The 25,754-nt window shown below is 46.1% G+C and carries 19 protein-coding genes; 11 read left to right on the top strand and 8 right to left on the bottom strand.

Annotation, left to right across the window (positions count from 1 at the left end; genetic code table 11):
* Positions 1 to 3 precede the first annotated feature (3 nt).
* Both WH95_RS12970 and WH95_RS12965 read right to left on the bottom strand, forming a co-directional pair.
* Complete coding sequence (locus WH95_RS12970; protein WP_046507949.1) at positions 4 to 1,425, bottom strand: amidase; 1,422 nt, start codon at positions 1,423 to 1,425, stop codon at positions 4 to 6.
* Between the two features lie 67 nt (positions 1,426 to 1,492).
* Complete coding sequence (locus WH95_RS12965) at positions 1,493 to 2,446, bottom strand: hydrogen peroxide-inducible genes activator (RefSeq protein WP_052742009.1); 954 nt, start codon at positions 2,444 to 2,446, stop codon at positions 1,493 to 1,495.
* A gap of 202 nt (positions 2,447 to 2,648) precedes the next feature.
* Between WH95_RS12965 and WH95_RS12960 the strand changes: the two genes are divergently transcribed.
* Positions 2,649 to 4,106, top strand: coding sequence for a catalase (locus tag WH95_RS12960; protein WP_046507948.1), 1,458 nt, complete (start codon positions 2,649 to 2,651; stop codon positions 4,104 to 4,106).
* 348 nt (positions 4,107 to 4,454) lie between these two features.
* A complete protein-coding gene (locus tag WH95_RS12955; RefSeq protein ID WP_046507946.1) occupies positions 4,455 to 6,056 on the top strand; it encodes a PAS domain-containing sensor histidine kinase in 1,602 nt (533 codons plus the stop codon).
* Positions 6,057 to 6,265: 209 nt separating this feature from the next.
* Here the strand turns inward: WH95_RS12955 and WH95_RS12950 are convergent, their stop codons facing one another.
* The 3 genes from WH95_RS12950 to WH95_RS12940 all read right to left on the bottom strand — a co-directional run bounded on the left by WH95_RS12950 (position 6,266) and on the right by WH95_RS12940 (position 11,594).
* Positions 6,266 to 6,859 (bottom strand): cytochrome P460 family protein, encoded by a 594-nt coding sequence (locus WH95_RS12950; RefSeq protein WP_052742008.1) that lies wholly within the window; start codon positions 6,857 to 6,859, stop codon positions 6,266 to 6,268.
* A gap of 224 nt (positions 6,860 to 7,083) precedes the next feature.
* Entirely contained in the window at positions 7,084 to 9,864 is a 2,781-nt protein-coding gene (gene fdhF, locus WH95_RS12945) for a formate dehydrogenase subunit alpha (protein ID WP_046507944.1), read from the bottom strand.
* Entirely contained in the window at positions 9,864 to 11,594 is a 1,731-nt protein-coding gene (locus WH95_RS12940) for an NAD(P)H-dependent oxidoreductase subunit E (protein WP_046507941.1), read from the bottom strand. Before WH95_RS12940 ends, fdhF begins: the two co-directional genes overlap by 1 nt.
* Positions 11,595 to 12,004: 410 nt before the next feature.
* Between WH95_RS12940 and WH95_RS12935 the strand changes: the two genes are divergently transcribed.
* Entirely contained in the window at positions 12,005 to 12,640 is a 636-nt protein-coding gene (locus tag WH95_RS12935) for a histidine phosphotransferase family protein (RefSeq protein WP_046507939.1), read from the top strand.
* A 273-nt stretch (positions 12,641 to 12,913) separates the two neighbouring features.
* Positions 12,914 to 13,939: a Fe(3+) ABC transporter substrate-binding protein gene (locus WH95_RS12930; RefSeq protein ID WP_046507937.1), complete on the top strand. Its 1,026-nt coding sequence runs from the start codon at positions 12,914 to 12,916 to the stop codon at positions 13,937 to 13,939.
* A gap of 141 nt (positions 13,940 to 14,080) precedes the next feature.
* Here WH95_RS12930 and WH95_RS12925 read toward each other — a convergent pair whose 3' ends face one another.
* Positions 14,081 to 15,778 (bottom strand): ABC transporter permease, encoded by a 1,698-nt coding sequence (locus WH95_RS12925; RefSeq protein WP_046507935.1) that lies wholly within the window; start codon positions 15,776 to 15,778, stop codon positions 14,081 to 14,083.
* Between the two features lie 291 nt (positions 15,779 to 16,069).
* Between WH95_RS12925 and WH95_RS12920 the strand changes: the two genes are divergently transcribed.
* From WH95_RS12920 to WH95_RS12900, 5 genes are all read left to right on the top strand, one after another.
* Positions 16,070 to 18,835 carry a hybrid sensor histidine kinase/response regulator gene (locus tag WH95_RS12920; protein WP_046507933.1) on the top strand — a complete coding sequence of 922 codons (2,766 nt, stop codon included), beginning with the start codon at positions 16,070 to 16,072 and terminating at the stop codon, positions 18,833 to 18,835.
* A gap of 26 nt (positions 18,836 to 18,861) precedes the next feature.
* Positions 18,862 to 19,317 carry a chemotaxis protein CheW gene (locus WH95_RS12915; protein ID WP_052742024.1) on the top strand — a complete coding sequence of 152 codons (456 nt, stop codon included), beginning with the start codon at positions 18,862 to 18,864 and terminating at the stop codon, positions 19,315 to 19,317.
* 63 nt (positions 19,318 to 19,380) lie between these two features.
* A complete protein-coding gene (locus WH95_RS12910) occupies positions 19,381 to 19,746 on the top strand; it encodes a response regulator (RefSeq protein ID WP_046508130.1) in 366 nt (121 codons plus the stop codon).
* On the top strand, positions 19,746 to 20,930 hold the full coding sequence (locus WH95_RS12905; protein WP_082114142.1) for a protein-glutamate methylesterase/protein-glutamine glutaminase: 1,185 nt from the start codon (positions 19,746 to 19,748) through the stop codon (positions 20,928 to 20,930). Before WH95_RS12910 ends, WH95_RS12905 begins: the two co-directional genes overlap by 1 nt.
* Positions 20,927 to 21,769, top strand: a complete 843-nt coding sequence (locus tag WH95_RS12900; RefSeq protein ID WP_046507929.1) for a CheR family methyltransferase — start codon at positions 20,927 to 20,929, stop codon at positions 21,767 to 21,769. Before WH95_RS12905 ends, WH95_RS12900 begins: the two co-directional genes overlap by 4 nt.
* A 143-nt stretch (positions 21,770 to 21,912) precedes the next feature.
* Here the strand turns inward: WH95_RS12900 and ctrA are convergent, their stop codons facing one another.
* The gene (gene ctrA / locus WH95_RS12895) at positions 21,913 to 22,626 is read right to left on the bottom strand and encodes a response regulator transcription factor CtrA (protein WP_046507927.1); all 714 of its coding nucleotides are present in this window, start codon (positions 22,624 to 22,626) and stop codon (positions 21,913 to 21,915) included.
* A gap of 310 nt (positions 22,627 to 22,936) precedes the next feature.
* On the opposite strand from ctrA, the gene fliI reads away from it, so the two are divergent.
* Both fliI and WH95_RS12885 read left to right on the top strand, forming a co-directional pair.
* Positions 22,937 to 24,367, top strand: a complete 1,431-nt coding sequence (gene fliI, locus WH95_RS12890; RefSeq protein WP_046507926.1) for a flagellar protein export ATPase FliI — start codon at positions 22,937 to 22,939, stop codon at positions 24,365 to 24,367.
* A complete protein-coding gene (locus WH95_RS12885) occupies positions 24,364 to 24,795 on the top strand; it encodes a hypothetical protein (protein ID WP_046507924.1) in 432 nt (143 codons plus the stop codon). Before fliI ends, WH95_RS12885 begins: the two co-directional genes overlap by 4 nt.
* Before the next feature lie 31 nt (positions 24,796 to 24,826).
* Here WH95_RS12885 and WH95_RS12880 read toward each other — a convergent pair whose 3' ends face one another.
* Positions 24,827 to 25,708: a LysR family transcriptional regulator gene (locus WH95_RS12880; RefSeq protein ID WP_157845962.1), complete on the bottom strand. Its 882-nt coding sequence runs from the start codon at positions 25,706 to 25,708 to the stop codon at positions 24,827 to 24,829.
* Positions 25,709 to 25,754 lie beyond the last annotated feature (46 nt).

Here is a 25,754-nt window from a genome sequence, read left to right as displayed (position 1 = left end):
AACTTAGGATTTAGGATCTATAGGCGTTTGTATCTTAGGCAGTATTTCTTCCAATAGATTTGCTGCAGATAGTAAAGGCCCTTCACCCTGTGGTTTACCAACAAGTTGCAGCCCTACGGGTAACCCGGGTTTTGTCAAGCCACAGGGAATTGAAATGGCTGGTGATGCGGTGAGCGTTATCGTTGATACGATCGCCAACCAGTCGATATATGTTTCCAGCTTTGTGCCCGCACATTCATCCACGTATCTTTGCTCGACAGGGAACGGCGGTACAATGGTTGTCGGACAAATCAGTAAATCATATTCAGTGAAAAATTCTTGCATGGTGTAATAGATTTCGCCTCTTTTTCTCTCTGCCCATGCAATGTCTTCGGCACTCAAAGAGCGCCCGTATTCAATGTTCCAGATAATGTCTTCTTTCAACTTGTCATGATGCTGATCTAACAATGGCCCCAGGCCGACAACAAAGTCTAAACCACGCAAGCGTTTAAAGACTTCGGGGGCATCGCATAGATTTGGTGTCTTTTCCTGGACAATAACATCTGCATTTTCAAATTGTAGTGCTGCCTTTCTACATATTTCTGCAACCTCTGGATCAACCGGACTTACTCCCAGATCCGGGCTGTAAGCGACCTTGAGCGGCTTTATTTTTTTGTTGGCTGCTGACAGGAAGCTGTCTTCCGGACTTGGTTGGGCCAATGGGTTCATGTTTTTAAAGCCAACCATCGCATCCAGTAATAAGGCTGTGTCTGCAACATTTCGGGCCATTGGACCTTGCATGGATAGGGTTTGGAATGGTGATGTTCCTGGCCCATCAGAAAGTCGGTGCATAGATGGGCGTAATCCTACCACTCCGCAAAAACTTGCCGGGTTACGAAGCGATCCGCCCATATCAGATCCATGGGCTAGCCATGCGCAGCCAGTGGCGAGTGCTGCTGCGGCACCACCCGAAGATCCCGCGGCTGATTTAGACAGATCCCACGGATTTCTTGTTGTTCCCAGAACGGGGTTGAAGGTATGTGCCCCGGCGCCAAATTCCGGCGTATTTGATTTGGCATAGACAATGGCACCATTTGTTTCCATCGTCTCAACCAAAGCATCGGACCACTCGGGTATCCGTTCTGCAAAAATAGGGCTGCCCGATGTTGTCCTTACGCCTTTTACGGCGGTTAAATCTTTTACTGGAACGGGAATGCCAGCCAACAATCCACGTTCTTCTATTGGTTTATTTTCAAGCTTTCTTGCAAACTCACGAGCACGCTCAAAACATAGTGTTGGCAAGGCATTAACGGGGCCATCCACAGCTTGAATTCGGTCTTCAAGTGCATCCAGCAGGTCTGTTGGTTTGATGTCCTTGCGAACAAGACGATCTTTTATTTCGCAGGCTGTGGCATTGATTAGTTCGTTTGCAATGTTAACTGGCATTTTAAACCCGGACAGAAATGATAGGAGAGGGACAGACAAAGACGATGTTAGCTTAAACCTATCAGGCTTATTTGGTCGATAGCATTTTGGATAGAAATGAGCTGATTTGCTTTTGTGCAGTTTGGGCAAGTTGATCGGCAAGTAGTTTGAGATCCTTTTTTCTCACGGAACTTTTCCGCCATGCCAAACCGAGTTTTCTATGGCCAGTGTTTCCTTCCAGAGGGGTCAGGGCGACATTTGTGCCCGAGAGGAGCGATGACTGGCAGGAAAGCGCAGGTAAAAGCGTAACGCCCAGACCATTTGCGACCATATGGACGAGTGTGAGAAGGCTGGATGCTTGCAATGTCTGTCCAGGTTTTAAGGTTGTCATATGGCAAACAGCCAAGGCATGGTCTCGTAAACAATGTCCTTCTTCGAGCAAGATCAACTGACTTTGCAAGGCCTGGCTTTGTAGTAAGTGGTTCCGTTGAGCGGCATCCATTGTGGCAATCGGATGATCAACGGGGTGGGCAAGCAGAAAAGGGTCTTCGGCGAGTTCAATCCACTCAAGGCTTGTATCGTTATAAGGAAAAGCCATCAGGGCGGCATCAATTGTTCCCGCCTGTAAGCGATCAATAAGACGGGATGTCTCGTCTTCAACGAGATAGAGTTTCAGATCGCGATACTCTTTTCTTAATCGGGGCAGGGTTTGCGGCAACAGGTAGGGTGCAATTGTGGGGATCGCCCCCAGTTTTAGATCGCCGCTAAGTGTCTCTGTACTGTGTCGCGCCATTGTCGCAATGTCTTCTGCCCCCCGCAACAGTTCAAGGGATCGTTCAACAATATCATTTCCTAGTTCGGTAAAGAGAACTCGGCGTTTGGTTCGTTCAACCAGTTTACAGCCCAGTAAATTCTCAAGCTCTTGAATACCAGCACTCAGGGTTGATTGGGTTACAAAACAGGCTTCGGCTGCCCGTCCAAAATGGCCGTGGCGTTCAAGTTCGACAAGATATTTTAGCTGTTTGAGCGTGGGTATATGCATATTAATCGATTTTTCCAATTATTGTGATCATAATAACTTGTTGGATCGATTTTAATCAAGCGCGTATTGTTTATTCATCGGCCGGCGCAATTCAAACGATAAGTAAAAACAACTTCAAACTTCACAACAGGCCGGATGAAGCAATTTTGAATAACTCCCAGCTTTCATTTCCAAGGCTGGATAAGGAGAGAAGGTAAGCAGAATGAAAAACAAACTAACAACCGCATTCGGTGCCCCCGTTGTAGATAACCAGAACATTCAGACCGCAGGTCCGCGCGGTCCGGCACTATTACAGGATGTTTGGTTCCTGGAAAAAATGGCCCACTTCGACAGAGAGGTCATTCCTGAAAGACGTATGCATGCCAAGGGGTCTGCTGCTTACGGTACATTCACAGTTACGCATGATATTACAAAATATACCAAGGCCAAGATTTTTTCCGAAATCGGCAAAAAGACAGAAATGTTCCTGCGATTCTCGACAGTAGCAGGTGAGCGTGGCGCCGCGGATGCCGAACGGGATATTCGTGGTTTTGCGATGAAGTTTTATACAGAAGAAGGGAATTGGGATCTTGTCGGAAATAACACTCCTGTATTTTTTCTTCGGGACCCTATGAAGTTCCCGGATCTTAATCATGCGGTAAAACGCGATCCAAAAACAAACATGCGCAGTGCTGATAATAACTGGGATTTCTGGACGAGCCTACCGGAAGCTCTGCATCAGGTAACCATTGTTATGAGTGACCGTGGTATTCCGGCGACCTATCGCCACATGGATGGCTTTGGCAGTCATACTTTTAGCTTTATCAGTGCGGATAACGAGCGTTATTGGGTGAAATTCCACTTTAAAACTCAACAAGGGATTAAGAACCTTACAGATCAGGAAGCCGCTGAGCTGGTTGGTCAGGATCGTGAAAGTCATCAGAAAGATCTGTTTGATTCAATTGAAAATGGTGATTTCCCGAAATGGACACTTTTTGTTCAGGTGATGCCTGAAAAAGAAGCGGGATCTTATCATGTCAATCCATTTGATTTGACTAAGGTTTGGCCAAAGGCAGATTACCCGCTGATTGAAGTTGGTGAATTTGAATTGAACCGCAACCCTGAAAACTATTTTGCCGAAGTTGAGCAGTCTGCCTTTAACCCTGGGAACGTTGTTCCAGGTATCAGCTTCTCACCGGATAAGATGCTTCAGGGACGTTTGTTCTCCTACGGTGATACCCAGCGTTATCGTCTAGGTGTCAATCATAGCCAGATCCCTGTTAATGCGCCGCGTTGTCCGTTTCATTCTTACCATCGTGACGGTGCAATGCGTGTTGATGGTAACGGTGGCAGTCGTATTGGTTATGAACCTAATACAAAGGACGAGTGGAACGAGCAGCCCGATTTTGCTGAACCACCTTTGTCAATCGAAGGGGCCGCAGATCACTGGAACCACAGAGAGGATGACGATTATTACTCTCAACCACGTGCTCTATTCCAGCTTATGACGGCTGAACAACAGCAAGTGTTGTTTGAAAACACAGCACGGGCCGTAGGTGGCGCAAGACTGGATATTCAACATCGTCACATCCGGAACTGTTATAAAGCTGATCCGGCCTATGGCGCAGGTGTTGCCAAGGCATTGGGACTAAACGTTGAAGAGATAGCTGCCGCAGAATAAAAATTTATTCAAAGGCAGTACGAAAGGGAAGGTCGCGCCGGGCCTTCCCTTTTTTGTATTTGGAATGATAGGAAACTGAGCTAAAGCTTTCCCAGAGTAATTTGGGGGTTTTAAGATAAAAAACAAAATAACTCTGGCGTGTACAGTCGGTAATTAAATGCACCTTATTGATGCTGATGTTTAGGGAAATATTCTTTTTTTTAGAATATTACAAAATTATTATGGTTAACGATCAAATTTAAATTGATCTTTTATGTTCTATTTGCTTTCTCATGTCTGAGACGGCGCTTTAGGTATGGTTTTGAGAACACGGAAGCCCGGTAATTCAAGTTGAAATGGGCTGTGTGTATGACCAGCGAGCATTATCGTAACGAGCATGCTCTTACTTCGGAAGCACGAAGTAATGTGAGCAATATATTACTCGAAAATAGCTTCGAGGCTGTTCTTGTCACTGATATTAAGGGGACGATCCTATACACGAACCCTGCCGTCAGTAGTAACTTTGGCTATGGGCTAGACGATCTTTATTCACAATCTATTTTTGATGTCTTTACCGTCAGCGACGATGATCAGAATAAGCTTTTGAAAACTTGCGGTAAAGAAAGCTTACCTGATGCTGAGATTGTTCTTCCCGGTGTTATCAAGTCAAGATCCGGAGATGAAATTGATGTTCAGCTAAGATCTTTTGTAACAGAAACGACAGCTGAGCGTCAGTTTACTTTTCTTGTCCGGGATATCAGTACCCGTGTTTCAATCAGCCGCGAGCTGGCATCTTCGCAGCAGTTAATGGGAAGTATTGTCGCTGGCGTTGGGGATGCAATTATTGCAACGGATCAAAAGGGGTATCTGACACTTTTTAATCGAGGGGCCGAAGATACTTTTGGCTACCGTGCTGACGATATTCTGGGCGAACACCTTGATATTTTAATACCCGAAGAACACCGCGGCGATCATAGTACCTATATGGCCGATTTTGATGCGGGGGCCATTGATACCCGGGGTATGGGAACACGCGGCGCTATTTCCGGTTTACGTCAAAATGGCGAGGTATTCCCCGCTGAAGCAACGATTATAAAGATCGGTGAAGGGGAACAACAAACCTTTGCGGCTGTGGTCAGGGATGTGTCTGAGCGTATTAAAGTTCAAAATCAGCTGCGAGAAGCGAAAGACATGGCAGAAATTGCCAGTCAGATGAAGTCATCGTTTCTTGCCAATATGAGCCATGAGCTTCGAACGCCATTAAACGCAATTATCGGGTTTTCTGAATTCATTACCGAAGAGCATCTGGGGCCAATCGCCCATCCAAAATATCGGGAGTATATTGGTGATATACTGGATAGTGGTAAACATCTTCTAACTATTGTGAACGATATCCTGGATCTATCGCGTATAGAAGCGGGTGAGATTCAGCTTAACGAGAGTGTCGTGTGTGTCCGCCAATCTATTTTATCCGCCTATCGTTTTGTCAAGCGTCAGGCAAAGGTAAAAAACATTACGCTGGATGCAAATTTAAGCGATGATTTGCCCTATCTTTTTGCTGACGAACGTCTGGTGAAACAGATTATTATCAACCTGGCGACAAATGCTGTAAAATTCACACCAGATGGTGGGGCTATTAAAGCTGAAGTGCGCCGTGTTGATGGGGATAGCGGTATCGCTATTGTTATTTCTGATACGGGGATCGGGATACCAAAAGATGATATCGCGCGGGTTATCAAACCTTTTGAACAGTGTGAATCCAGCTATACAAAAACCATTGAGGGCACAGGATTGGGATTGTCTCTTGCCAGGTCGCTTATGCATCTGCACGGCGGTGAGCTCTCAATTGAAAGTGAACTCGGGCATGGGACTTCCGTTGTCTTGACCTTCCCGGTTGATCGTGTGGTCACAAAAGAAACGGCTCTTGACGGATTAGAGTCTAAGACCTCCGTAAGAAAGCTAACGGCTTAAAGTGATTTCAGTGTCATTAGAGAAAGAAAAGGCTGAGTGCTCACCGCTCAGCCCCTCGTATAGCGAAGAAAAAGGCTGAGTGCCCACCGCTCAGCCCCTCGTATAGCGAAGAAAAAGGCTGAGTGCCCACCGCTCAGCCCCTCGTATGGCGAAGAAAAAGGCTGAGTGCCCACCACTCAGCCTTGAAGGTTAATGAACTTTACAGACTATCAGTTTACAACTCGATAGTCTTCTTCAGGGAAAAACATGTAGTCTTGATCTTCACCAACTGCATTGTGGCAATCAGCACAGAACTTCACTTTCTTGGAGTTATGGCCATTTGTTTCGCCAAAAATCTTGCCGCTTGGGGTTACAAGCGTATATTTCCAGTCACCGTTTTCAGGCGCAAAACCAGCTTCCATTTTTTCCATTAAGAAGAGAGGGCCGGGTTTTACGCCTTTCTTTCCAACCTTAAAGCTGTCCTTGGCGACAATGGCACCTACAGGCAGTGTGCCGATATCTTCGTATTTTCCATAGGCTTTTGCCAGATCGTTTGCGTAGTTGTGAACCAACCGCCCGCCATGTGTACTGGACTTGTGAGGAGCTTTTGTAAAACGGTCCCAGTTGAAGTATTCAGTGGAAGCAGGGTGGCCTGATTTTGCGTATCCAGCTCTCATCTTTGGCGAGAGAGACTCGTAGTGTTCCGCCGCTTTCTCAGGGGTGATGTCTTCGGCATTCACTGTTGCGGGTACCATAAATAGTGTTGGTACAAACAGGGTTGAGAGAAGAAAGCTTTTAATCGATGAACTGAACGTGATCTTCATTAGGGTATCTCCAATTATCCTGACGGACACCGCATTATTGCCTTATCAGCGTTTCGGTGTTTTTTTGTTCTCCTTTCTAGATAACATTCCCGCTGAAAAGTGGGAGTAAAGCCTCTTCACGATCAAGTGAGATCAAGTGCTTGAATAAAGGCGGTTCCATAAGAAAAGGGCCGCATAAAATGCGACCCTAATCAGATTTACACAGAACGTTTTAGGTATCTGGACTATTCCGCTGCAACAGCAAGAGGCTCAATTTTTGCTGCACTGTACTTGAATTCCGGAATTTTTCCGAAGGGATCAAGCTGCGGGTTTGTCAGCATGTTCGCGGCCGCTTCAGAGAAGCAGAATGGCATGAATATCATGCCTTCCGGAACTTCACGATCCTGACGGACCTTCAGGCTAACAGTACCGCGCCTTGTTGAAACGGATACCCAGTCACCAGCTTCCAAGCCCAGTTTTTTCATATCCAGACGGTTAATGAAAACAACGGCTTCTGGTTCCAGATTGTCCAGAACTTCCGAGCGGCGTGTCATGGCACCTGTATGCCAATGCTCCAGAAGGCGTCCGGTGGTCAGAACAAGCGGGAATTCCTTGTCCGGAAGCTCAGCAGGATCAATAAGAGCTGTGGACACAAGTTTACCGCGCCCTGAAGTCGTCGGGAAACCTTGAGCAAAGAGGATTTCTGTGCCGGGACCATCTTCGCTTGAACAAGGATAAGTGACCACATTTTCGCGGGACAGTCTTTCCCACGTGATGTTGTTCAGTGATGGCATAACCTGTGCCATTTCATTGAAAACATCCCGGGGGTGTGTGTAGCTCCAATCAAGTCCCATGCGCTTGGCAATTTCTTGAATCAGTTCCCAGTCCTGCCGTGCATCACCTGGCGGTGATACGGCCGCGCGCCCCATCTGTACCTGACGGTTGGTATTGGTAAAGGTACCATCTTTTTCCGCATGAGCAGAAGACGGCAAGATGACATCAGCATGCCACGCTGTTTCTGTCATGAAGATATCTTGAACCACCAGATGATCCAGCTTTGACAGAGCTTCACGTGCATGTTGCTGGTCAGGGTCAGACATCGCAGGGTTTTCACCCTGTATGAACATACCGGTGATACTGCCATCATGGATAGCGTCCATGATTTCAACAACTGTCAGGCCTTTTTTCTTGTCGAGTTCCATGCCCCAGAAATCTTCCATGCGGCTCCGAATTTCTTCGTTTTCGACCGATTGGTAATCCGGGTAGAGCATTGGGATAAGGCCAGCGTCTGATGCGCCCTGTACATTGTTCTGACCACGCAGAGGGTGAAGACCTGTGCCTGGGCGGCCAATTTGGCCTGTGATCAATGACATGGCAATCAGGCTACGCACGTTGTCGGTACCGTGTGTATGCTGGGACACACCCATTCCCCACAGGATCAGGGATGCTTCGGAAGTCGCATAAAGACGGGCTGTTTCACGCAGGGTTTGCGCATCAATGCCACAGATTTCGGCCATATCTTCAGGCGCAAAATCCTTGATATTCTCTTTGAGTTCTTCAAAGCCTTCGGTATTGGCCTGAACGTACTGAAGATCATAGAGTTTTTCTTCGATGATTGTGTAAATCATCGCATTGAGCATGGCGACATCGCGACCTGGTTTGAACTGCAGGTGATTATCAGCATAGCGCACAAGGTTTTGGCCGCGCGGATCCATGACAATCAGGTGTTTGTTTGGATCTTTTGCCGCCTGTTTGATGTAGGTTGCTGCAACCGGATGGTTCCAGCCGGGGCGACAGCCAATGATGATGATGCATTCAGCATCAGCAACTGACGTGAATGGCGCGGATACAGCACCGGAACCTACACCTTCCATTAGGGCTGCAACGGATGAGGCATGGCAAAGACGTGTGCAGTGATCAACATTGTTACTGCCAAAACCTGTTCTGACCAGTTTTTGGAACAGATAGGCTTCTTCGTTCGAGCCCTTTGCAGAGCCAAAACCGGCAAGAGCTTTGGGGCCTTTTTCATCGCGTATTTTGTTGAGGCCGGATGCAGCACGTTCAAGGGCTTCTTCCCATGTCGCTTCGCGGAAGTAAGCAGAGAAATCGTTGTCAGGGACGCCAATATCCCAGCCACGCGGGGCATCATCGCGGCGGATAAGCGGTTTTTTCAGGCGGTTTGGATTGTGGATATAGTCAAATCCAAAGCGACCTTTCACACAAAGACGTTTTTCATTGGCAGGACCTTCTGCACCGTCAATCTTGATGATTTTATCATCTTTGACATGGACTTCGGTCTGGCAACCAACACCGCAGAACGGACAAACCGAGTTTACGATTTCATCGGCGTAATCTTCTCTGACACCGGCGTCATTAAGAAGAGAGCTTTCCATGAGCGCGCCTGTTGGGCAGGCCTGAACACATTCGCCACAGGCAACACAGGTACTGTCACCCATGTCAGCATTAAAATCGAACACGACGCTTGATTTTGACCCGCGGAACGCCATGCCAATAACGTCGTTGACCTGTACTTCGCGGCAAGCCCGGACACAGAGATTACAGTTAATACAAGCATCCAGGTTTACGGCGATTGCCGTATGGCTGAGATCGGCAACAGGACGTTCGTGTGCGGGGAAGCGGCTGGATGTGACGCCGATATCTGATGCCCAGTTCCAGAATTTTGAATCTGGCTCGTGTGCTTCTTCACGGGCTGGTTGGTCAGCCACAAGCAATTCAAACACCATTTCCCGTGCTTTTTTCGCGCGTTCAGTGGCTGTGTTAACAACCATGCCTTCGGCTGGTTGACGTATGCAGGATGCGGCTAGCGTTCGCTCGCCTTCAATTTCAACCATGCAGGCACGGCAATTGCCATCGGCTCTGTAGCCGGGTTCAGGCTGGTAGCACAGATGAGGAATCTCTGTGCCGAGACGATCAGCAACCTGCCAGATAGATTCACCGGGCTGTGCTGTGACTTCATTTCCGTTAAGTGTAAAGCTGACCGGTTTTGTGTTTGCAGTAACAGACATTACAGTTCCTCCGGGAAATGTTTCATCACTGTGAGTAAAGGATTAGGCGCCGCCTGACCCAAACCGCATATCGAGGCATCCATCATCACTGTGGACAGCTCTTTGAGAAGGTCTTGGTCCCATGTGTCCTGTTCCATAAGGCTAACAGCTTTTTCCGTTCCTGTACGACACGGTGTACACTGACCACAGCTTTCGTCTTCGAAGAAGCGCATCAGGTTCATGGCAACATCGCGCATATTATCCTGATCGGAAAGAACGATGACCGCAGCAGAACCGATAAAACAGCCATGCTCGTGCAATGTGTCGAAATCCAGTGGTACATCGCCAAGGCTTGCAGGCAGAATACCACCAGAAGCACCGCCCGGCAGATAAGCCTTGAATTCATGTCCATCGGCCATGCCATCGCAGTATTCAGCGATAAGCTCTTTGATTGTAATGCCAGCCGGTGCAAATTTGACACCTGGATTTTTTACACGTCCGGAAACAGAGAAAGACCGCAAGCCTTTGCGACCGTTCCGGCCATGGCTTGTGAACCACTCTGGGCCTTTTTCGATAAGATCACGTACCCAGTAGACTGTTTCTACATTGTTTGTAAGTGTTGGTAGACCGAACAAGCCAACCTGTGAGGGGAAAGGCGGTTTATGACGTGGATAGCCTTTTTTTCCTTCGATAGATTCAATCATGGCTGACTCTTCACCGCAGATATATGCACCTGCGCCACGGCGAAGATCAATTTTAATGCCGTTGTTGAGACCCTCGGCGTAAACACGCTCAACTTCTTTTTTTAGAAGCTTGATAACAGCGGGGTATTCATCACGAATATAGATGTAGCTTGCTTCTACTTCGCCGACCCAGGCACCAATCAGCATACCTTCGAGGAAGCGATGCGGATCCGTTTCCAGATAGTGACGATCCTTGAATGTACCGGGCTCCCCTTCATCGCCATTGATGGCCATTAATCGAGGCTTTGGCTGTTGACGAATGATGCTCCATTTCAGACCAGTCGGGAAACCAGCGCCGCCAAGTCCTCTTAACCCTGTGTTTTTGAGTAGCTCGACGATTTCGTCGCGATCATATTTGCCTTCGTAACATTCGCGTAGCACTTTGTAGCCGCCATCAGCGACATAGGCATCGTAGTCTCTGTAATCCACAGCTGCGGGATGAATGTCTTTGTTCTCTGTCGCTGCGGTGATGTTCTCTACTGTTGCCCTGTCAACATGATTGTGGCCGACTTCTGCAACTGGTGCACAGTCGCAGCGTCCCATACAAGGGGCAGGGACAACACGAACGTTTTTGGCAACTGAAGCGGGAAGGTTCTCTAGCAGATCTTTTGCGCCAGCCATTTCACAGCTCAGGCTTTCGCATACGCGGACGGTTATTTCTGCCGGGGCCTCTTCGCCGTCAAGTACGATATCAAAGTGTGCGTAAAAGGATGCAACTTCGTAAACTTCGGCCATGGGAAGCTTCATTTCATCAGCCAAGGCCTGCAAGTGACCGGCTGATAGACTGCCGTACTTGTCCTGAATAAGATGCAAGTGTTCGATCAGAAGATCTCTTTGGCGCGATTTATTACCAAGAAGAGCAACGATTTCTTCGTGAGCCTCTGTTTCAAGCTGGCGACCTTTGGCAAATACAGGTGGCTTGCGACGACCGGATCCAGGGTGGATTTGGCGTTTAACTGGCGGACTGTCCTTCTTAGAAGGGGCATCCAAGACGCTGCTATCTGACATTATTCATGCTTCTCCACGACAATCTGCCCTTATGAGGGGCATGTTGTTCCGGTTTTTCCCGGTCACTTTTGCTTTTAGGGTAACGTTTACTTGGTAACGATGTCTTGTAGCCTATGATCGCACTACGATTCTGTCGTATTCCCGAAGCTTTCTGTTACATTTTACAGCTCTTTACCAAGGAAGGGTAGTCAGCGGACATTCGCAAAGTCCTATGCTTTAATAGGGTATTCTTATCAACGAATGGTCTTGGCTGAGTATTCGTTAATGGTTAATCGTAATCGAGACTATCAGCTTTATTAATTTTGTTTATCTATGGTTAACTGCCTGCGGTTATTTTATATGCAACAAATAGGATCTTTCGGGATCGTCAAGTCGTTAGTTGAATCGATAAAAGAGATTTTTGTAAACAAATGAATAGTCAAATTGATTTCCGTGTCCTGGAGCTACTTTCCTCGCGTCTGTGTCACGATCTTGTTGGTCCTGTTGGGGCTGTTAACAATGGTCTTGAGTTAATGGCAGATGATTCCTTTGGTATGGCTGATGACGCCCTGAAGTTGGCATCCGCTTCTGCTTCTCAAGCGGCGGCGACCTTACAGTTTTATAGGTTGGCCTATGGACTTGCGGGTAGCCGAATGGGAAGTGACTATGCGACATTAAACCAATTGGCAGTTAACTATCTGGCTCATACCAAAGTTAACTTTAAGTGGCCGGATCTGTCAGCGCCAGAAGGTTTGCCGGATAATGGAGGCAAGGTTTTGCTCAACCTTATTGCGCTTGGTGTCGAAATGTTACCAAGAGGAGGTGACATAACTGCGCTGAGTGGGAATGCGGATACTGGAACCTTTGTTGCGGTAACGGTGACAGGGGAGTCAGTTTCGATTCGAGAAGAGGTGAAAGAAGCTTTGACGGATGAAATTGATACTGAAGAGCTTACACCGCGCAATGTCCATGCATATTTCACCCGTTTTCTGGCGCGACAAAGTGGCACAGATTTGTTGATCAATAGTTCTGTCGAGGGACATGTTCAGCTTATCGTATCATTCTAAAAAGCGCTTCAAGTTGGCTTGATTGCACTAGAAAACACCATAATTAAGCTAACGAGAGGTTAGTTTTAGTTTTTGGAAAGCAGCTTCCTGAGAGGGGAGCTGCTTTTTCTATAGGTAATTTAAATTAGATAATGCGAATTATTCGCAAAATTTTATTGATAAATTGAGAATGATTTGCAATATTCCTAGAGGTTTCACAGAGAGATTTTTCTCTCAATTAGTCCTCATGTCGGCCATACAAATATGGCACGATAAAAATAGGAGACAGTCACAATGAAGGCTGCTTGGTTAGCTACAACTGCAATGCTTACTGCTGCTGCGATTGGTAGCACAGCATCTTATGCTGAAGATGTCGTCAATGTTTATACATCCCGTCATTATCAAACAGATGAAGCACTATATGATAACTTTACCAAAGAAACAGGAATCAAGGTCAACCTGATCGAGGGTAAAGGTGCTGCGCTTATTGAGCGTATTAAAAGCGAAGGTGCAAACAGCCCGGCGGATGTTCTGATTACTGTTGATGCTGGTAACCTGTGGCGTGCTGAACAGAAAGATGTTTTCCAATCTGTTTCTTCAGAAAAATTAGATGCAAATATCCCAGAAAATCTACGCCATCCAGATCAGAAATGGTATGGTTTATCGACACGTGCCCGGATGATTTTCTTTGATAAAGCTAAAATCAAAGATGGTGAAATCACGAGCTACGAAGACCTGGCAGATCCAAAGTGGAAGGGTAAAGTTTGTATTCGCAAAAGCTCTAACATTTACAACCAATCTTTACTGGCTTCTATCATAGAAGCAAAGGGTGAAGAGGCCGCTGAAAAATGGGCATCTGATGTTGTTGCCAACTTTGCACGCCAACCAGTCAAAGGCGATACAAACCAGCTGCGTGGTATTGGTTCCGGCGAATGTGAGATTGCGGTTGCCAATTCCTATTACTTCGTTCGTTTGCTAACTAAACCAAGTGATAAAGACAAAGGTCTTGCAGATAAACTTGGTTATGTATTCCCAAACCAGTCTGATCGAGGCACACATGTGAATATTTCTGGTGCTGGTGTTGTGAAGTCTGCTCCGAACAAAGAAGCTGCAGTAAAGTTTCTTGAGTATTTGACAAGCGAACAGGCACAAAGTTACTTCGCTGATGGTAACAACGAATTCCCAGTGGTTTCTGGGGTTGCTCCAAATTCAGCTGTAAAAGGCCTGGGTGACTTCAAAGTCGATACAGTTAATGTTTCAGTCTATGGTAAAAACCAAGTCACTGCTCAGAAGATTTTTGACCGGGTTGGTTGGAAATAAAGCTTGAACCACTGAGTTCTGAATATTTAAAAGCCCTGCAACATGTAATAGTTGCAGGGCTTTTTGTTTACATGGATCAAATCTGGAAAAATTGACCGAGTGACTTTATTCTCTAACCAAGCAATTCCGGATTTTAATAGTTCACAACTCTTGCGCTGAAGAACCAGCACGGCTTTTTGATATGGCGCGAGTCAACATGATTAAGGGTAATATACCTACCAGGACAATTGTCAGCGATGCCGTAGAGGATTCAGAAAGACGTTCATCTGATGCAAGGTTATAGGCTTGAGTTGCCAGTGTATCAAAATTGAATGGGCGCATCACAAGAGTTGCGGGTAATTCTTTCATCACATCCACAAAAACGACTAACCCTGCTGTCATTATACTACCCCTCATAATGGGTATGTGAACGTGTTTCAGTGTTCTTAAAGGGCCATGCCCAAGCGTACGTGATGCGTCTTCCATACTGGGGCGTATTTTCCCTAGTCCCGTCTCTACGGCGTTAAGAGAAACGGCAAGAAAGCGGACGAGATAGGCAAATACGAGGGCAGTGATTGATCCTGTTAGTAAAAGCCCTGTCGAAATGTCAAAGGTTTCGCGCATCCAGGCATCAACTGTGTTATCGAGGGTTGCGAGTGGAAAGAGTGTTCCGATCGCCACAACAGTTCCAGGAACAGCATAGCCCATTGAGGCAATGCGGGTTGCTGTTTTTGACAGAATATTTGGCTGCAATCGATTGGTGTAGGCCAAAAAAATTGCAATTAATACAGCAATGGCGGCCGTGATGAATGATATGGTAAAGCTATTGAATGCAAGTTTTACAAACTTGGGACCAAATTGCTGATCACCAAGTGTGATGGACATATCGAGCAATAGTATCCCTGGTAGAATGAATCCCAGAAATAGTGGCGTTATACAGGCCAAGGTCGCAAAAAATTTACGAAGACCCTTTAACTGATATCCTGGCAGGTTCTGATAGCGATTTGTTGAATGATGATAGCGCGCATTGCCCCGGCTGATTTTTTCTAAAATGAACACGATTAGAATGAAAACCAGCAGATAGGTGGACAATTGGCGTGCCGCAGGTAAATCCCCCATATTGGTCCAGGCGTTCATTATGCCAGTTGTAAAGGTTTGAACCCCAAAGAAAGAAACTGTTCCAAAATCTGCGAGAGTTTCCATCAAAGCGAGGGATGTGCCAGCGATAATGGCTGGTCGAGCGAGGGGTAGGGCAACGCGAAAAAAGCTGGCCCAGGGACCACATCCAAGTGTACGGCTGACTTCCAGTGCACAAATGGATTGCTCCAGAAAAGCCGCACGGGAAAGCATATAGACATAAGGGTATAGCACGAGTGACAACATAATAATTGCGCCGGGTAATGACCTTATCTCCGGGAACCAATATTCACGATATTGGACATCGAAAATATCACGGATCATGCCCTGAAGCGGGCCACTGACTTGCAAGAAATCTGTGTAGGTGTAGGCCATAACATAAGCGGGAACCGCCAAGGGTAATATCAATGCCCATTCAAAAATTTTATGACCGGGAAAACGACACATGGTCACAAGCCATGCTGTACCCGTTCCAATTACAGATACGAAGACGGCAACGCCGATGGCAAGTAAGAGTGTATTGACGAGATAATCAGTTAGAACTGTTTCAACGAGATGATTCCAAATCTCGCTGTCTGTGGTTAAGGCTGATCCGATCACGTTAAAAATAGGCAGGGTGAATACTGCTGCGATAAACAGGGACAACCATGTCATAAAACGAAATTTATTCTTAAAGCGCAGGGATGAAGCTTTCGATTCAGCTGCTATCGGGTTTGGAGCCATAATCTCGAATCCGTCAAACTTATCATTGTCGTAAAATTTTTCCGACTCCCATCTGCTAGCATGGCAAAGGCCCTGCGACTAGGGTTTATCAAGGATTTGTTATAATTAAATGAGGCCTTTAAGCCAAAAAAAATGCTAAAATAGGGCTCTTTCCAATTAAAGTTAATAAAGGATGGGGGTTGGGTAAGAGGTTATTAATCTTCCTTTGCCAAGCTTGTCACTGAATTAATAGCGGATTGCACGTTTGATGCGTCCGATTTGGTTGATCAGAGATGGAATGGAAGCGCGGTTATGGATGATCTTTTGAGTGAGTTTCTGACTGAGACAAACGAAGGTCTCACGACACTCGATATGGAACTTGTCAAACTCGAACAGAACCCAAACGACGCAGAGCTGCTGAGTAGCATTTTTAGGTTAATGCATACAATCAAGGGTACCTGTGGATTTCTAGGCTTACCCAGGCTTGAATCTGTCGCTCATGCGGGTGAAAATATCATGGGTAAATTCAGAGACGGAGAGCTCTCTGTTTCTGCAAATGGTGTCTCCCTTATTCTTGAGTGTTTGGACCAAATTCGTGAGATATTGGCAACCTTGGAAGCCACAGAGCAAGAACCTGAGGGTGATGATTCTGATCTGATCAGCCGATTAAATGCTCATGCTGAAGGCGGTGATGCTGGCGAAGTGGCTCCTGCTCCGGCAGAAGCTGCACCAGCTGCACCGGTAGAGGCTGTCGCAGATGATGATATCGACGACGAAGAAGATGAGCTTGAGCGTGCTTTCCGAGAAGCGCTTGGCCCAGAAGAACTTGCTGCACAAGCAGCTGCAGAGGCTGCCGCAACATCGGATATACCACCCGCTGCTGAAGTCGTTGAGCTAAATGCAGAGGCAACGCCTCCTGCTGCTGCGCCTGCACCAGCACCAGCTCCGAAACCTGCAGCCAAGAAGCCAGCACCACCACCTGCCGCGCCAGCTGGTGATGGTGGATCTTCGGTTGCTAATCAGTCTATTCGTGTCAGTGTGGAAGTTCTTGAAAACTTGATGACAATGGTTTCAGAACTGGTTTTGACACGAAATCAGACACTGCAAATTTTGCGGGCTCACAAGGAAAGTGATTTTGCAACACCGCTGCAACGTTTGAACCATGTGGTATCTGACCTGCAAGAAGGTGTTATGAAAACCCGTATGCAACCAATTGGGAATGCATGGGCTAAGTTACCTCGTATTATTCGCGATCTTTCGCATGAACTGGATAAGAAAATTGATCTGGTGATGAAGGGCGCGGAAACAGAACTTGATCGACAAGTTCTAGAGCTAATTAAAGATCCGCTGACACATATGGTTCGAAACTCTGCGGATCATGGTCTGGAAATGCCAAATGATCGAGTTGCCGCTGGTAAGCCAGAAACAGGGCAAGTCATTTTGAACGCTTTCCATGAAGGCGGACATATTATCATTCAGATTTCTGATGATGGTAAGGGGCTCAATACAGATCGTATTAAAGAGAAATGTATTGAAAATGGTCTAGCGTCCGAAGCTGAACTGGACGGTATGAATGATCAACAGATCCAACAATTCATCTTCAAACCGGGCTTCTCGACGGCTGCCGAAGTTACGGCGGTATCTGGTCGTGGTGTGGGCATGGATGTTGTGCGTACCAATATTGAAAAAATTGGTGGTACAATTGAGTTGAGCTCAACGGAAGGTAAGGGAACAATCTTTACCATTAAAATTCCGCTGACACTTGCAATTGTTTCGGCTTTGATTGTTGAATGTTGTAAAGAACGTTTTGCTATCCCACAGCTGTCTGTTGTGGAGCTGGTAAGGACATCTGCGCACTCCGAACACACAATTGAACACATCAATGAAACGCCTGTCTTACGATTGAGAAATCGTCTTTTACCGTTGGTTACGTTGCGTGACCTGCTCAAGCTAACTGATGATGATGAGCCTGAGGGTGACGAAAAAGAGATTAGAGAAGACAATTTTATTGTTGTTTCTCAGGTTGGTACCTACACCTTTGGCATCATTGTTGATCGTGTCTTTGATACCGAGGAAATCGTGGTTAAACCCGTCGCACCAATTCTGCGCGATATTCAACTCTTCTCTGGAAATACCATTCTTGGGGATGGTGCGGTTGTCATGATCCTTGATCCAAATGGTATTGCAGCTGCGACAGGTGAGATTGCCGTTGCAGATGCAGATTTGGGGGCGCACGAAGATCGTCATCTCACAGGGAATGACGAAAAAGTTGCAATGCTCGTTTTCCGTGCTGGAGACGATGCGCCGAAAGCTGTGCCGCTGGCATTGATTGCTCGACTTGAAGAGATTGATTTATCAAAAGTTGAAAGCTCTGGTGGTCAACATGTCGTTCAATATCGGGGGCAGCTAATGCCGCTTATCCCGATGCAAGCGGATATGGAGCTTGCAAAAGAGGGACGTCAACCAGTTCTTGTGTTCTCTGACAGGGAACGATCAATGGGTCTCGTTGTTGATGAAATCATCGACATTGTAGAAGATCGAATGAATGTTGAATTGAGTGCGGAAAAAGAAGGCTACATCGGTAGTGCGATCATTGCTGAAAAAGCAACTGATGTTGTTGATGCGGGATACTTCCTGACACAGGCCTATCCTGATTGGTTTGGATCCGAGGCCGGTAAAGAGAACTTTGAAAGTGATCGGTCAAAGATCCTGCTGGTCGATGACAGCCCGTTTTTCCGTAACTTGTTGATGCCAATGTTATCAGTCGCCGGATATGATGTTAAAGCGGTTGAATCAGCTGGTGAAGCACTGTCCTTGTGTGAGGATGGCGAAGTTTTTGATGTCATTGTTTCTGACATTGAAATGCCAGGAATGAACGGTTTCGAATTTGCGGAAGCCGTACGAGAGGATCATCGTTGGGCAAAAACGCCGATGGTTGCACTATCCGCTTTTGCATCGCCAGCAGATCTAATGCGTGGCCGGGCCGCGGGCTTCAAAGATTATGTTTCTAAAACTGATCGAGAAGCTTTGCTGTTAACCCTACAGGATACGATTGCAGAACTTAAAGGCGCTGCGTGAGATTAAACGATAGAAAGAGTGAAACTGTGAGTGATACTTATTTGGAAAACGAAGATTTTGTTACTTTCTATATCGCTGGCCAGCTTTTTGGTGTTCCGGTTTTGAGTGTACAGGATATTATTAATCCACAGCGTATTACACCTATTCCTTTGGCGCCGCCAGAGATTGCGGGATCTTTGAATTTACGTGGTCGTATCGTTACCGCAATTGATGTACGAAAGCGGTTGGGTCTTCCTGCGCGTGAAGAAAAAGAGTCCATGAGTATCGTTGTTGAAAATGGTAATGATCTTTATAGCTTGATGGTGGACAGCGTCGGCGAAGTTCTTGGCGTTGATGAGAGTTCTTTTGAGCGTAATCCACCAACGCTTGATCAACGATTCAGAGATTATTCTCAGGGGATTTATCGACTGGATGGCAAGCTTCTTGTTATTCTGGATGTGAACAGGTTCCTTGATTATGGCCGAAATGCGGATGCAGCATAAACGGTATTCTAGTTCAGAAGAGTTCAGTAAGTTGTGTATTCAAAAACAAGTTGGAGCAAAAATATGAAGACCTGTCTGGTTGTCGATGACTCCAAGGTCGTGCGGATGGTTGCGCGAAAAATTCTTGAGGGATTAAATTTTAATATCGAGGAAGCTGAAGATGGGCAGAAAGCTTTGGATGCGTGTAATGCATCTATGCCAGATGCTGTTTTACTCGATTGGAACATGCCGGTTAAAGACGGGTTGGAATTTCTTAAAGATCTAAGAGCTCTTCCCAATGTTGAACAGCCAATTGTTGTTTTCTGTACGACAGAAAATGATATGCAACACATTCAACAGGCAATCGCTGCAGGGGCCAATGAGTATATTATGAAGCCTTTTGATAGCGATATTATTGAGTCTAAATTTATACAGGTGGGCCTTATTTGATGCCCTTGTCGATGAATACATCCTCTACTCAAAATAGTGGTAAATCCGAAAATGCCTATCGGATTATGGTAGTCGATGATTCTGCGGTTATTCGTGGGCTTCTTACCAGAATTCTAGAAAGTGATCCGCATGTTTGTGTCGTTGAATCTGTTTCCAATGGCGAGATAGCGGTAAAGCGTTTGGAAAATCACAATATTGATGTGGTTGTTCTTGATATTGAGATGCCCGTCATGGATGGATTGACGGCGTTACCAAAGCTTCTTCAGGTGAAACCTGATGTACAGATTATTATGGCATCGACCCTAACACGGAAAAATGCCGAGATCAGTCTGAAAGCGATGCGTCTGGGGGCTGCGGATTATATTCCAAAGCCAACTAGTTCCGGTGAATTGACGAAGGCAAGTGACTTTAAATATGAGCTTGTTGAAAAAGTAAAAGCACTGGGACAGGTTGCAAGAACGGGACAAAAAGCACCCTTACCTTCTGCTACGAAGGGTGAACAGGCGACCACATCGGGATCAGCTGTAAAGCCAAAAACAGAAGCTGCGGTATCATCGAGTTTATATCCGAGCAAGTCGATAACGCTTCGGAAGGATACAATAACGAAGCCTGATATTCTTGCGATTGGTAGTTCTACCGGGGGACCTCAGGCATTGTTTGATGTGCTTGGAAATCTGGGAACGATTACACAGCCTGTGGTTATAACGCAGCACATGCCAGCCACGTTCACTGCTTTGTTGGCAGAACACATTGCCAGAGTATCAAGTATGCCAAGTAAAGAAGGTGAAGATGGAGAAGTTCTAAAAGGTGGACATATCTATCTTGCGCCAGGCGGTTATCATATGGTTTTTGAAAAACAAGGGGTGAATACTGTAATTCGCTTAAATCAAGAACCACCCGAAAATTTCTGTCGGCCTGCGGTTGATCCAATGCTGAGAAGTTTATCAAAGATTTATGGCTCTCGTCTTTTGGTTTTAATCCTAACCGGGATGGGAAGTGATGGTTTACGAGGTTCAGAAGTAGTAACGGCTGCCGGTGGTTCCGTTATTGCTCAGGACGAACAAACAAGTGTGGTGTGGGGGATGCCAGGGGCGGTAGCAACTGCAGGGCTTTGTTCCGCGGTTCTTCCAATCAAGGAGATGGCGTCCAATGTACGACAACTTGTTATGAGGTCGGCGGCATGAACGTGAGTGATTTTGATTTTATTTCGCAGTTTTTAAAGAAACGTTCCGGTTTGGTCCTGAGCCAGGATAAAGCCTATCTGTTGGAAAGTCGCTTGAACCCTGTTGCTCGTAAATGGAGCCTAAGTGGTTTTGACGAGCTGGTTCAAAAGGTTCGTGCGACAAATGACGAACGTATTCTTAATGACATTACGGAAGCAATGACGACGAATGAGTCGTTTTTCTTTCGTGATCAAAAACCCTTTGACCAGTTTAAAGATCTTGTGCTTCCACATATGCTGGAAAAAAGAGCATCCAGCAAAACCATCAGAATTTGGTCTGCGGCCTGTTCTAGTGGGCAAGAGCCTTATACTCTGGCTATGTTGTTAAAAGAAGCAGGCCCTGCTCTTGCTGGATGGAAGATAGAAATTATTGCGACGGATTTGTCCAATGAAATTCTAAATAAAGCAAAAGAAGGTGTTTACACCCAGTTCGAAGTACAAAGAGGGTTGCCTATCAATCTTCTTGTAAAGTACTTCCAGCAAAATGGGGATCGTTGGCAGATCGACAGTTCAATCCGAAACATGGTGACATTCAAGCCCTTTAACCTGCTTGAAAGTCCGGCAATGCTCGGGAAGTTTGATATCGTCTTTTGCCGTAACGTGCTTATCTATTTTGATCAGCCTACAAAATCTGCTGTATTGAAAAATATTGCGAAGCAGATGCCAGATGATGGCTTCTTATACTTGGGTGGTGCCGAAACCGTTCTCGGTATTTCTGATGAATTCCAACTTATACCAGGGAAAAGAGGAATATATGGCCTGGTTCGCAATGGTGAGCTTGTGAATAAGGCTGCTGTTTAAGCTCGTTAAACAAAACTAGACACAATATAAAAGGCCTCTGAATTAAATCTCAGAGGCCTTTTATATTGTGTCTTTTTCTCGTTCTACTTAGTGAAAAGATTATCCAAACGAGGAAATGTTCACTTCCCTTGGTTATGATCCAATTAAGCTGAAGCAAGTTGTGCGGTATCGGCACTGCCTTCTACAGGATCGCGGAGAACATACCCGCGCCCCCAAACCGTTTCGATGTAGTTTTCACCGCCTGTTGCATTGGATAGTTTTTTACGTAGTTTGCAGACAAAAACGTCAATGATTTTCAACTCTGGCTCATCCATACCGCCGTAGAGATGGTTGAGGAACATTTCTTTTGTAAGTGTTGTGCCTTTACGTAAAGAAAGGAGTTCCAAAATACCGTATTCTTTGCCAGTAAGGTGAAGGAGCTTGTTCTCAACTTCTACTGTTCTTGTATCCAGATTTACCTTGAGCTTACCTGTGTTAATAACCGAGGCTGCGTGTCCTTTTGAGCGGCGTACGATTGCTTGTATTCGGGCAATCAGTTCTCGTTTATCAAATGGCTTCGTCAGATAGTCATCTGCGCCAAATCCAAGGCCTTTGATCTTGTCGTCAAGACCGTTCAGACCAGATAGGATTAGGATAGGGGTTTCTACTCTGGAAGCACGGAGACGTCGAATGACTTCGTAGCCATCCATGTCTGGCAACATCAGATCCAGTATAATAATATCGTAATCGTAAATTTTCCCGATTTCCAACCCGTCTTCACCCATGTCTGTTGTGTCGCAGACATAGCCTTCTGACTTGAGCATCATTTCGATACCTTGGGCTGTTGGGGCATCATCTTCTACTAACAAGACTCGCATGTTTAAATTCCGGTTGTTAATGTTCGTTAAACCAATATGAATGTTGTTAACCATTTTCGGTAACGAATATTAACAAAATCTTACCAAGGATCTCAAAAAGTTAAAAAATACCTGGGAATTTAGAATAAATTTTACACAATATGGCTATTTTTCCGCCAAAATTGATTTTTTGGAAAGAATTTCTGGTTAAGCTGCTATTAAAACAAATGTGTAAAAATAGTGTCGATTTATAAAATTCGGCTTCGGTTATTCAGAAAAGGATACCCGGTTGCTGGATAATTAATGTTTGTTACAGGGTATAGAATTCGGAATGCCTCTCAAAAGTTTAGCCAGAGAGATATCAGACCTCTCGGATTATCAGGTATATGGACGCGTTTCCGGGGTTCTGGGAATGCTGGTAGAGCTATCAGGTCTTGATCGTCTGTTAGTGATTGGTTCGCGTTGTATCTTAATTGCAAAAGACGAAAGGCGCGTTCCCTGTGAAGTCATTGGCTTCCGTCAGGGGCATGCCCTTCTATTACCTTTCGGTTCACTTGATGGTATTGGCTTGGGATGTAAAGCAATTCTAGCCTCTAGCGAGCCTTCTATCCATCCGTCCGAAGCCTGGCTTGGGCGCGTTGTTAATGCTTTGGGCGAGCCAATTGACGGCAAAGGCCCGCTGCCAATGGGGCCTGATCCCTATAAAGTTAGAAGTTCGCCCCCTCCGGCCCATGGCCGCCAACGTGTTGGCGGTAAAATTGATCTGGGTGTTCGGGCCATTAATACTTTTCTTTCCTGTTGCCAGGGGCAGCGGATGGGGATCTTCGCCGGGTCAGGTGTCGGAAAGTCTGTATTGTTGTCTATGCTGGCCCGTTATACGTCTTTGGATGTTAACGTGATTGGCTTGATTGGTGAGCGTGGAAGAGAAGTTCAGGAATGGCTCGAAGACGATCTGGGACCAGAAGGTCTTGCCCGTTCTGTTGTTGTGGTCGCGACTTCGGACGAACCGCCATTGATGCGGCGTCAAGCAGCTTATATGACAATGGCGCTATCGGAATACTTTAGGGACAATGGCCGGGATGTTTTGTGTCTGATGGACTCAGTGACTCGTTTTGCCATGTCCATGCGCGAAATTGGTCTTTCTGCCGGGGAACCCCCTGCAAGTAAAGGTTATACTCCCTCTGTCTTTGCTGAACTACCTCAATTGCTAGAGCGTGCCGGGCCGGGAGTAAAATCAAAAGGCTCTATTACCGGGCTCTTTACCGTTCTGGTTGAAGGTGATGATCATAACGAGCCAATTGCGGATGCTGTTCGGGGTATTCTGGATGGCCACATCATTCTTGATCGGGCGATTGCAGAACGAAACAGGTTCCCGGCCATTAATTTGCTCAGGAGTGTTTCGCGTACAATGCCCGGGTGTAATTCTGACGCAGAGAATGAGCTGGTAACACGGGGACGGCAACTGCTTTCAACCTATGACAATATGGCAGAACTTATTCGCATTGGTGCCTATACCGAAGGGTCAGACCCTGTGATCGACGAAGCTATTGCTCATAATGGCGCATTGGAAGCTTTTTTGACCCAAGGGAAATACGAAGAAAGTAATCTGGAAGCCGGATATGAACAGCTTGCTGCTGCGGTCGGACTTCCCTGGGGACAAGGAGGGGATCCGGCTGTCGAGTTTAATCCGGAAACGGATCTATCTGGACAAATGCCTGGGACAGAACCACAGAATATTGATGGAACGGGGATTAAAACATGAAGACCCCAATTGACAGTATTGTTCGGGTTCATAGCTGGAAGTTGGACGAAGCTCAGCAAAAACTGGCTGATCTTGAAAGCTTGGCGATCAAGCTAGAACAGGATATTGAAAAATTGGATGCTGAGGTTCTGAAAGAGCAGGATTTCGCTGCGCAACATCCTGATATGGCGCAAACCTATCCTGCTTATGCCGAGGCAGCACGTGAGCGTCGCAAAAGGCTGGAAACATCTATTGAAGAAGTCATGACGCTGAAAGCGATTGCACAACAAGAGCTACATGAAATCTATCAGGATCTGAAGAAATACGAAGAAGCCCAGGCAAATGACATCAAACGACAAAAGGATGTTCTGAAGAAAAAAGAACAGGCTGCATTTGATGAAATGGGAATGCAGCAATACAGGCGTCGTAAAGCATCTGAAAATAATTGATCTTCAGTACAGCTGTGTGATGTTTCGTTTGTTATGCGTTATTCTTTAGCTCTTTTACCAACCATTTGTGGAAGGTTTTAACCTTGTTGCTTTCGGCCAGTTCCGGTTTGCAGACAAGATACCAGTCACCACTATGACAGCTTGTTTCGCCAAAGGGTTTAACCAGGGGTGAATTAATGTCTCGGGGTGTTGCAAAGGGACTGTTTGTCATGGCAATGCCGCGGCCTTTGTTTGCTGCTTCTAGGGCAAGTAGATAGTTGTCAAAGGTAATGGCCTGATCCGGTGCCCAATCTGAGATGCCTTCCTCTTTAAACCACATTACCCAATCATGATTATGATTAAATAGCTGTAAAATATCGTGCTTTAGTAGGTCTTTGGGTTCTTGGATGGGATGTTTACCTGCTAACAAATCTTTGTGGCACATGGGGGATAGACGTGCTTCTGCCAGATGATAATAGACAAGATCTGGCTCTTTCTGCGCCGCCCAGATAATACCTACATCTGTGCCTGTACGGTCAAATGTCCAATCCAGGTAAGATGTATTTAGCTGTGCCTGGATCCCCTTACTGATTTTGTAAAATTCGTGAATTCGGGGAAGTAACCAAAACATGGCGACAGTTATATAAACCTGAACCAGTAAAGTTTTGGGGCGTTCAAGGGATTGCACCATACGTGCCCCATCCGCAATTCTATCAAAGCTATCTTCAAGAATGGGCAAATAGAGTTTACCAGCCTCGGTTAGAACCACATTTCGTCCGGCGCGGGCAAAAAGGTTTACGCCCAATTGATCCTCAAGATTTTTGATATGATGGCTGATAGCCGAGTGAGTGATATTAAGTTCTTCGGAGGCGAGGCGGAAATTCAGATGCCTAGCAGCAGCTTCAAAGGCACGAAGAGCGTTTAAATTCGGCAAATGTCTTTTCTTCAGCAAAATCAAAACCCTCAAGTATGGCGTCGTT

This window comes from Kiloniella litopenaei, from assembly GCF_000982415.1.
GTDB lineage: Bacteria > Pseudomonadota > Alphaproteobacteria > Kiloniellales > Kiloniellaceae > Kiloniella > Kiloniella litopenaei.
The sequence above is the reverse complement of the archived record's forward strand: the minus strand, read 5'-3'. Positions and strand labels throughout refer to the sequence as shown.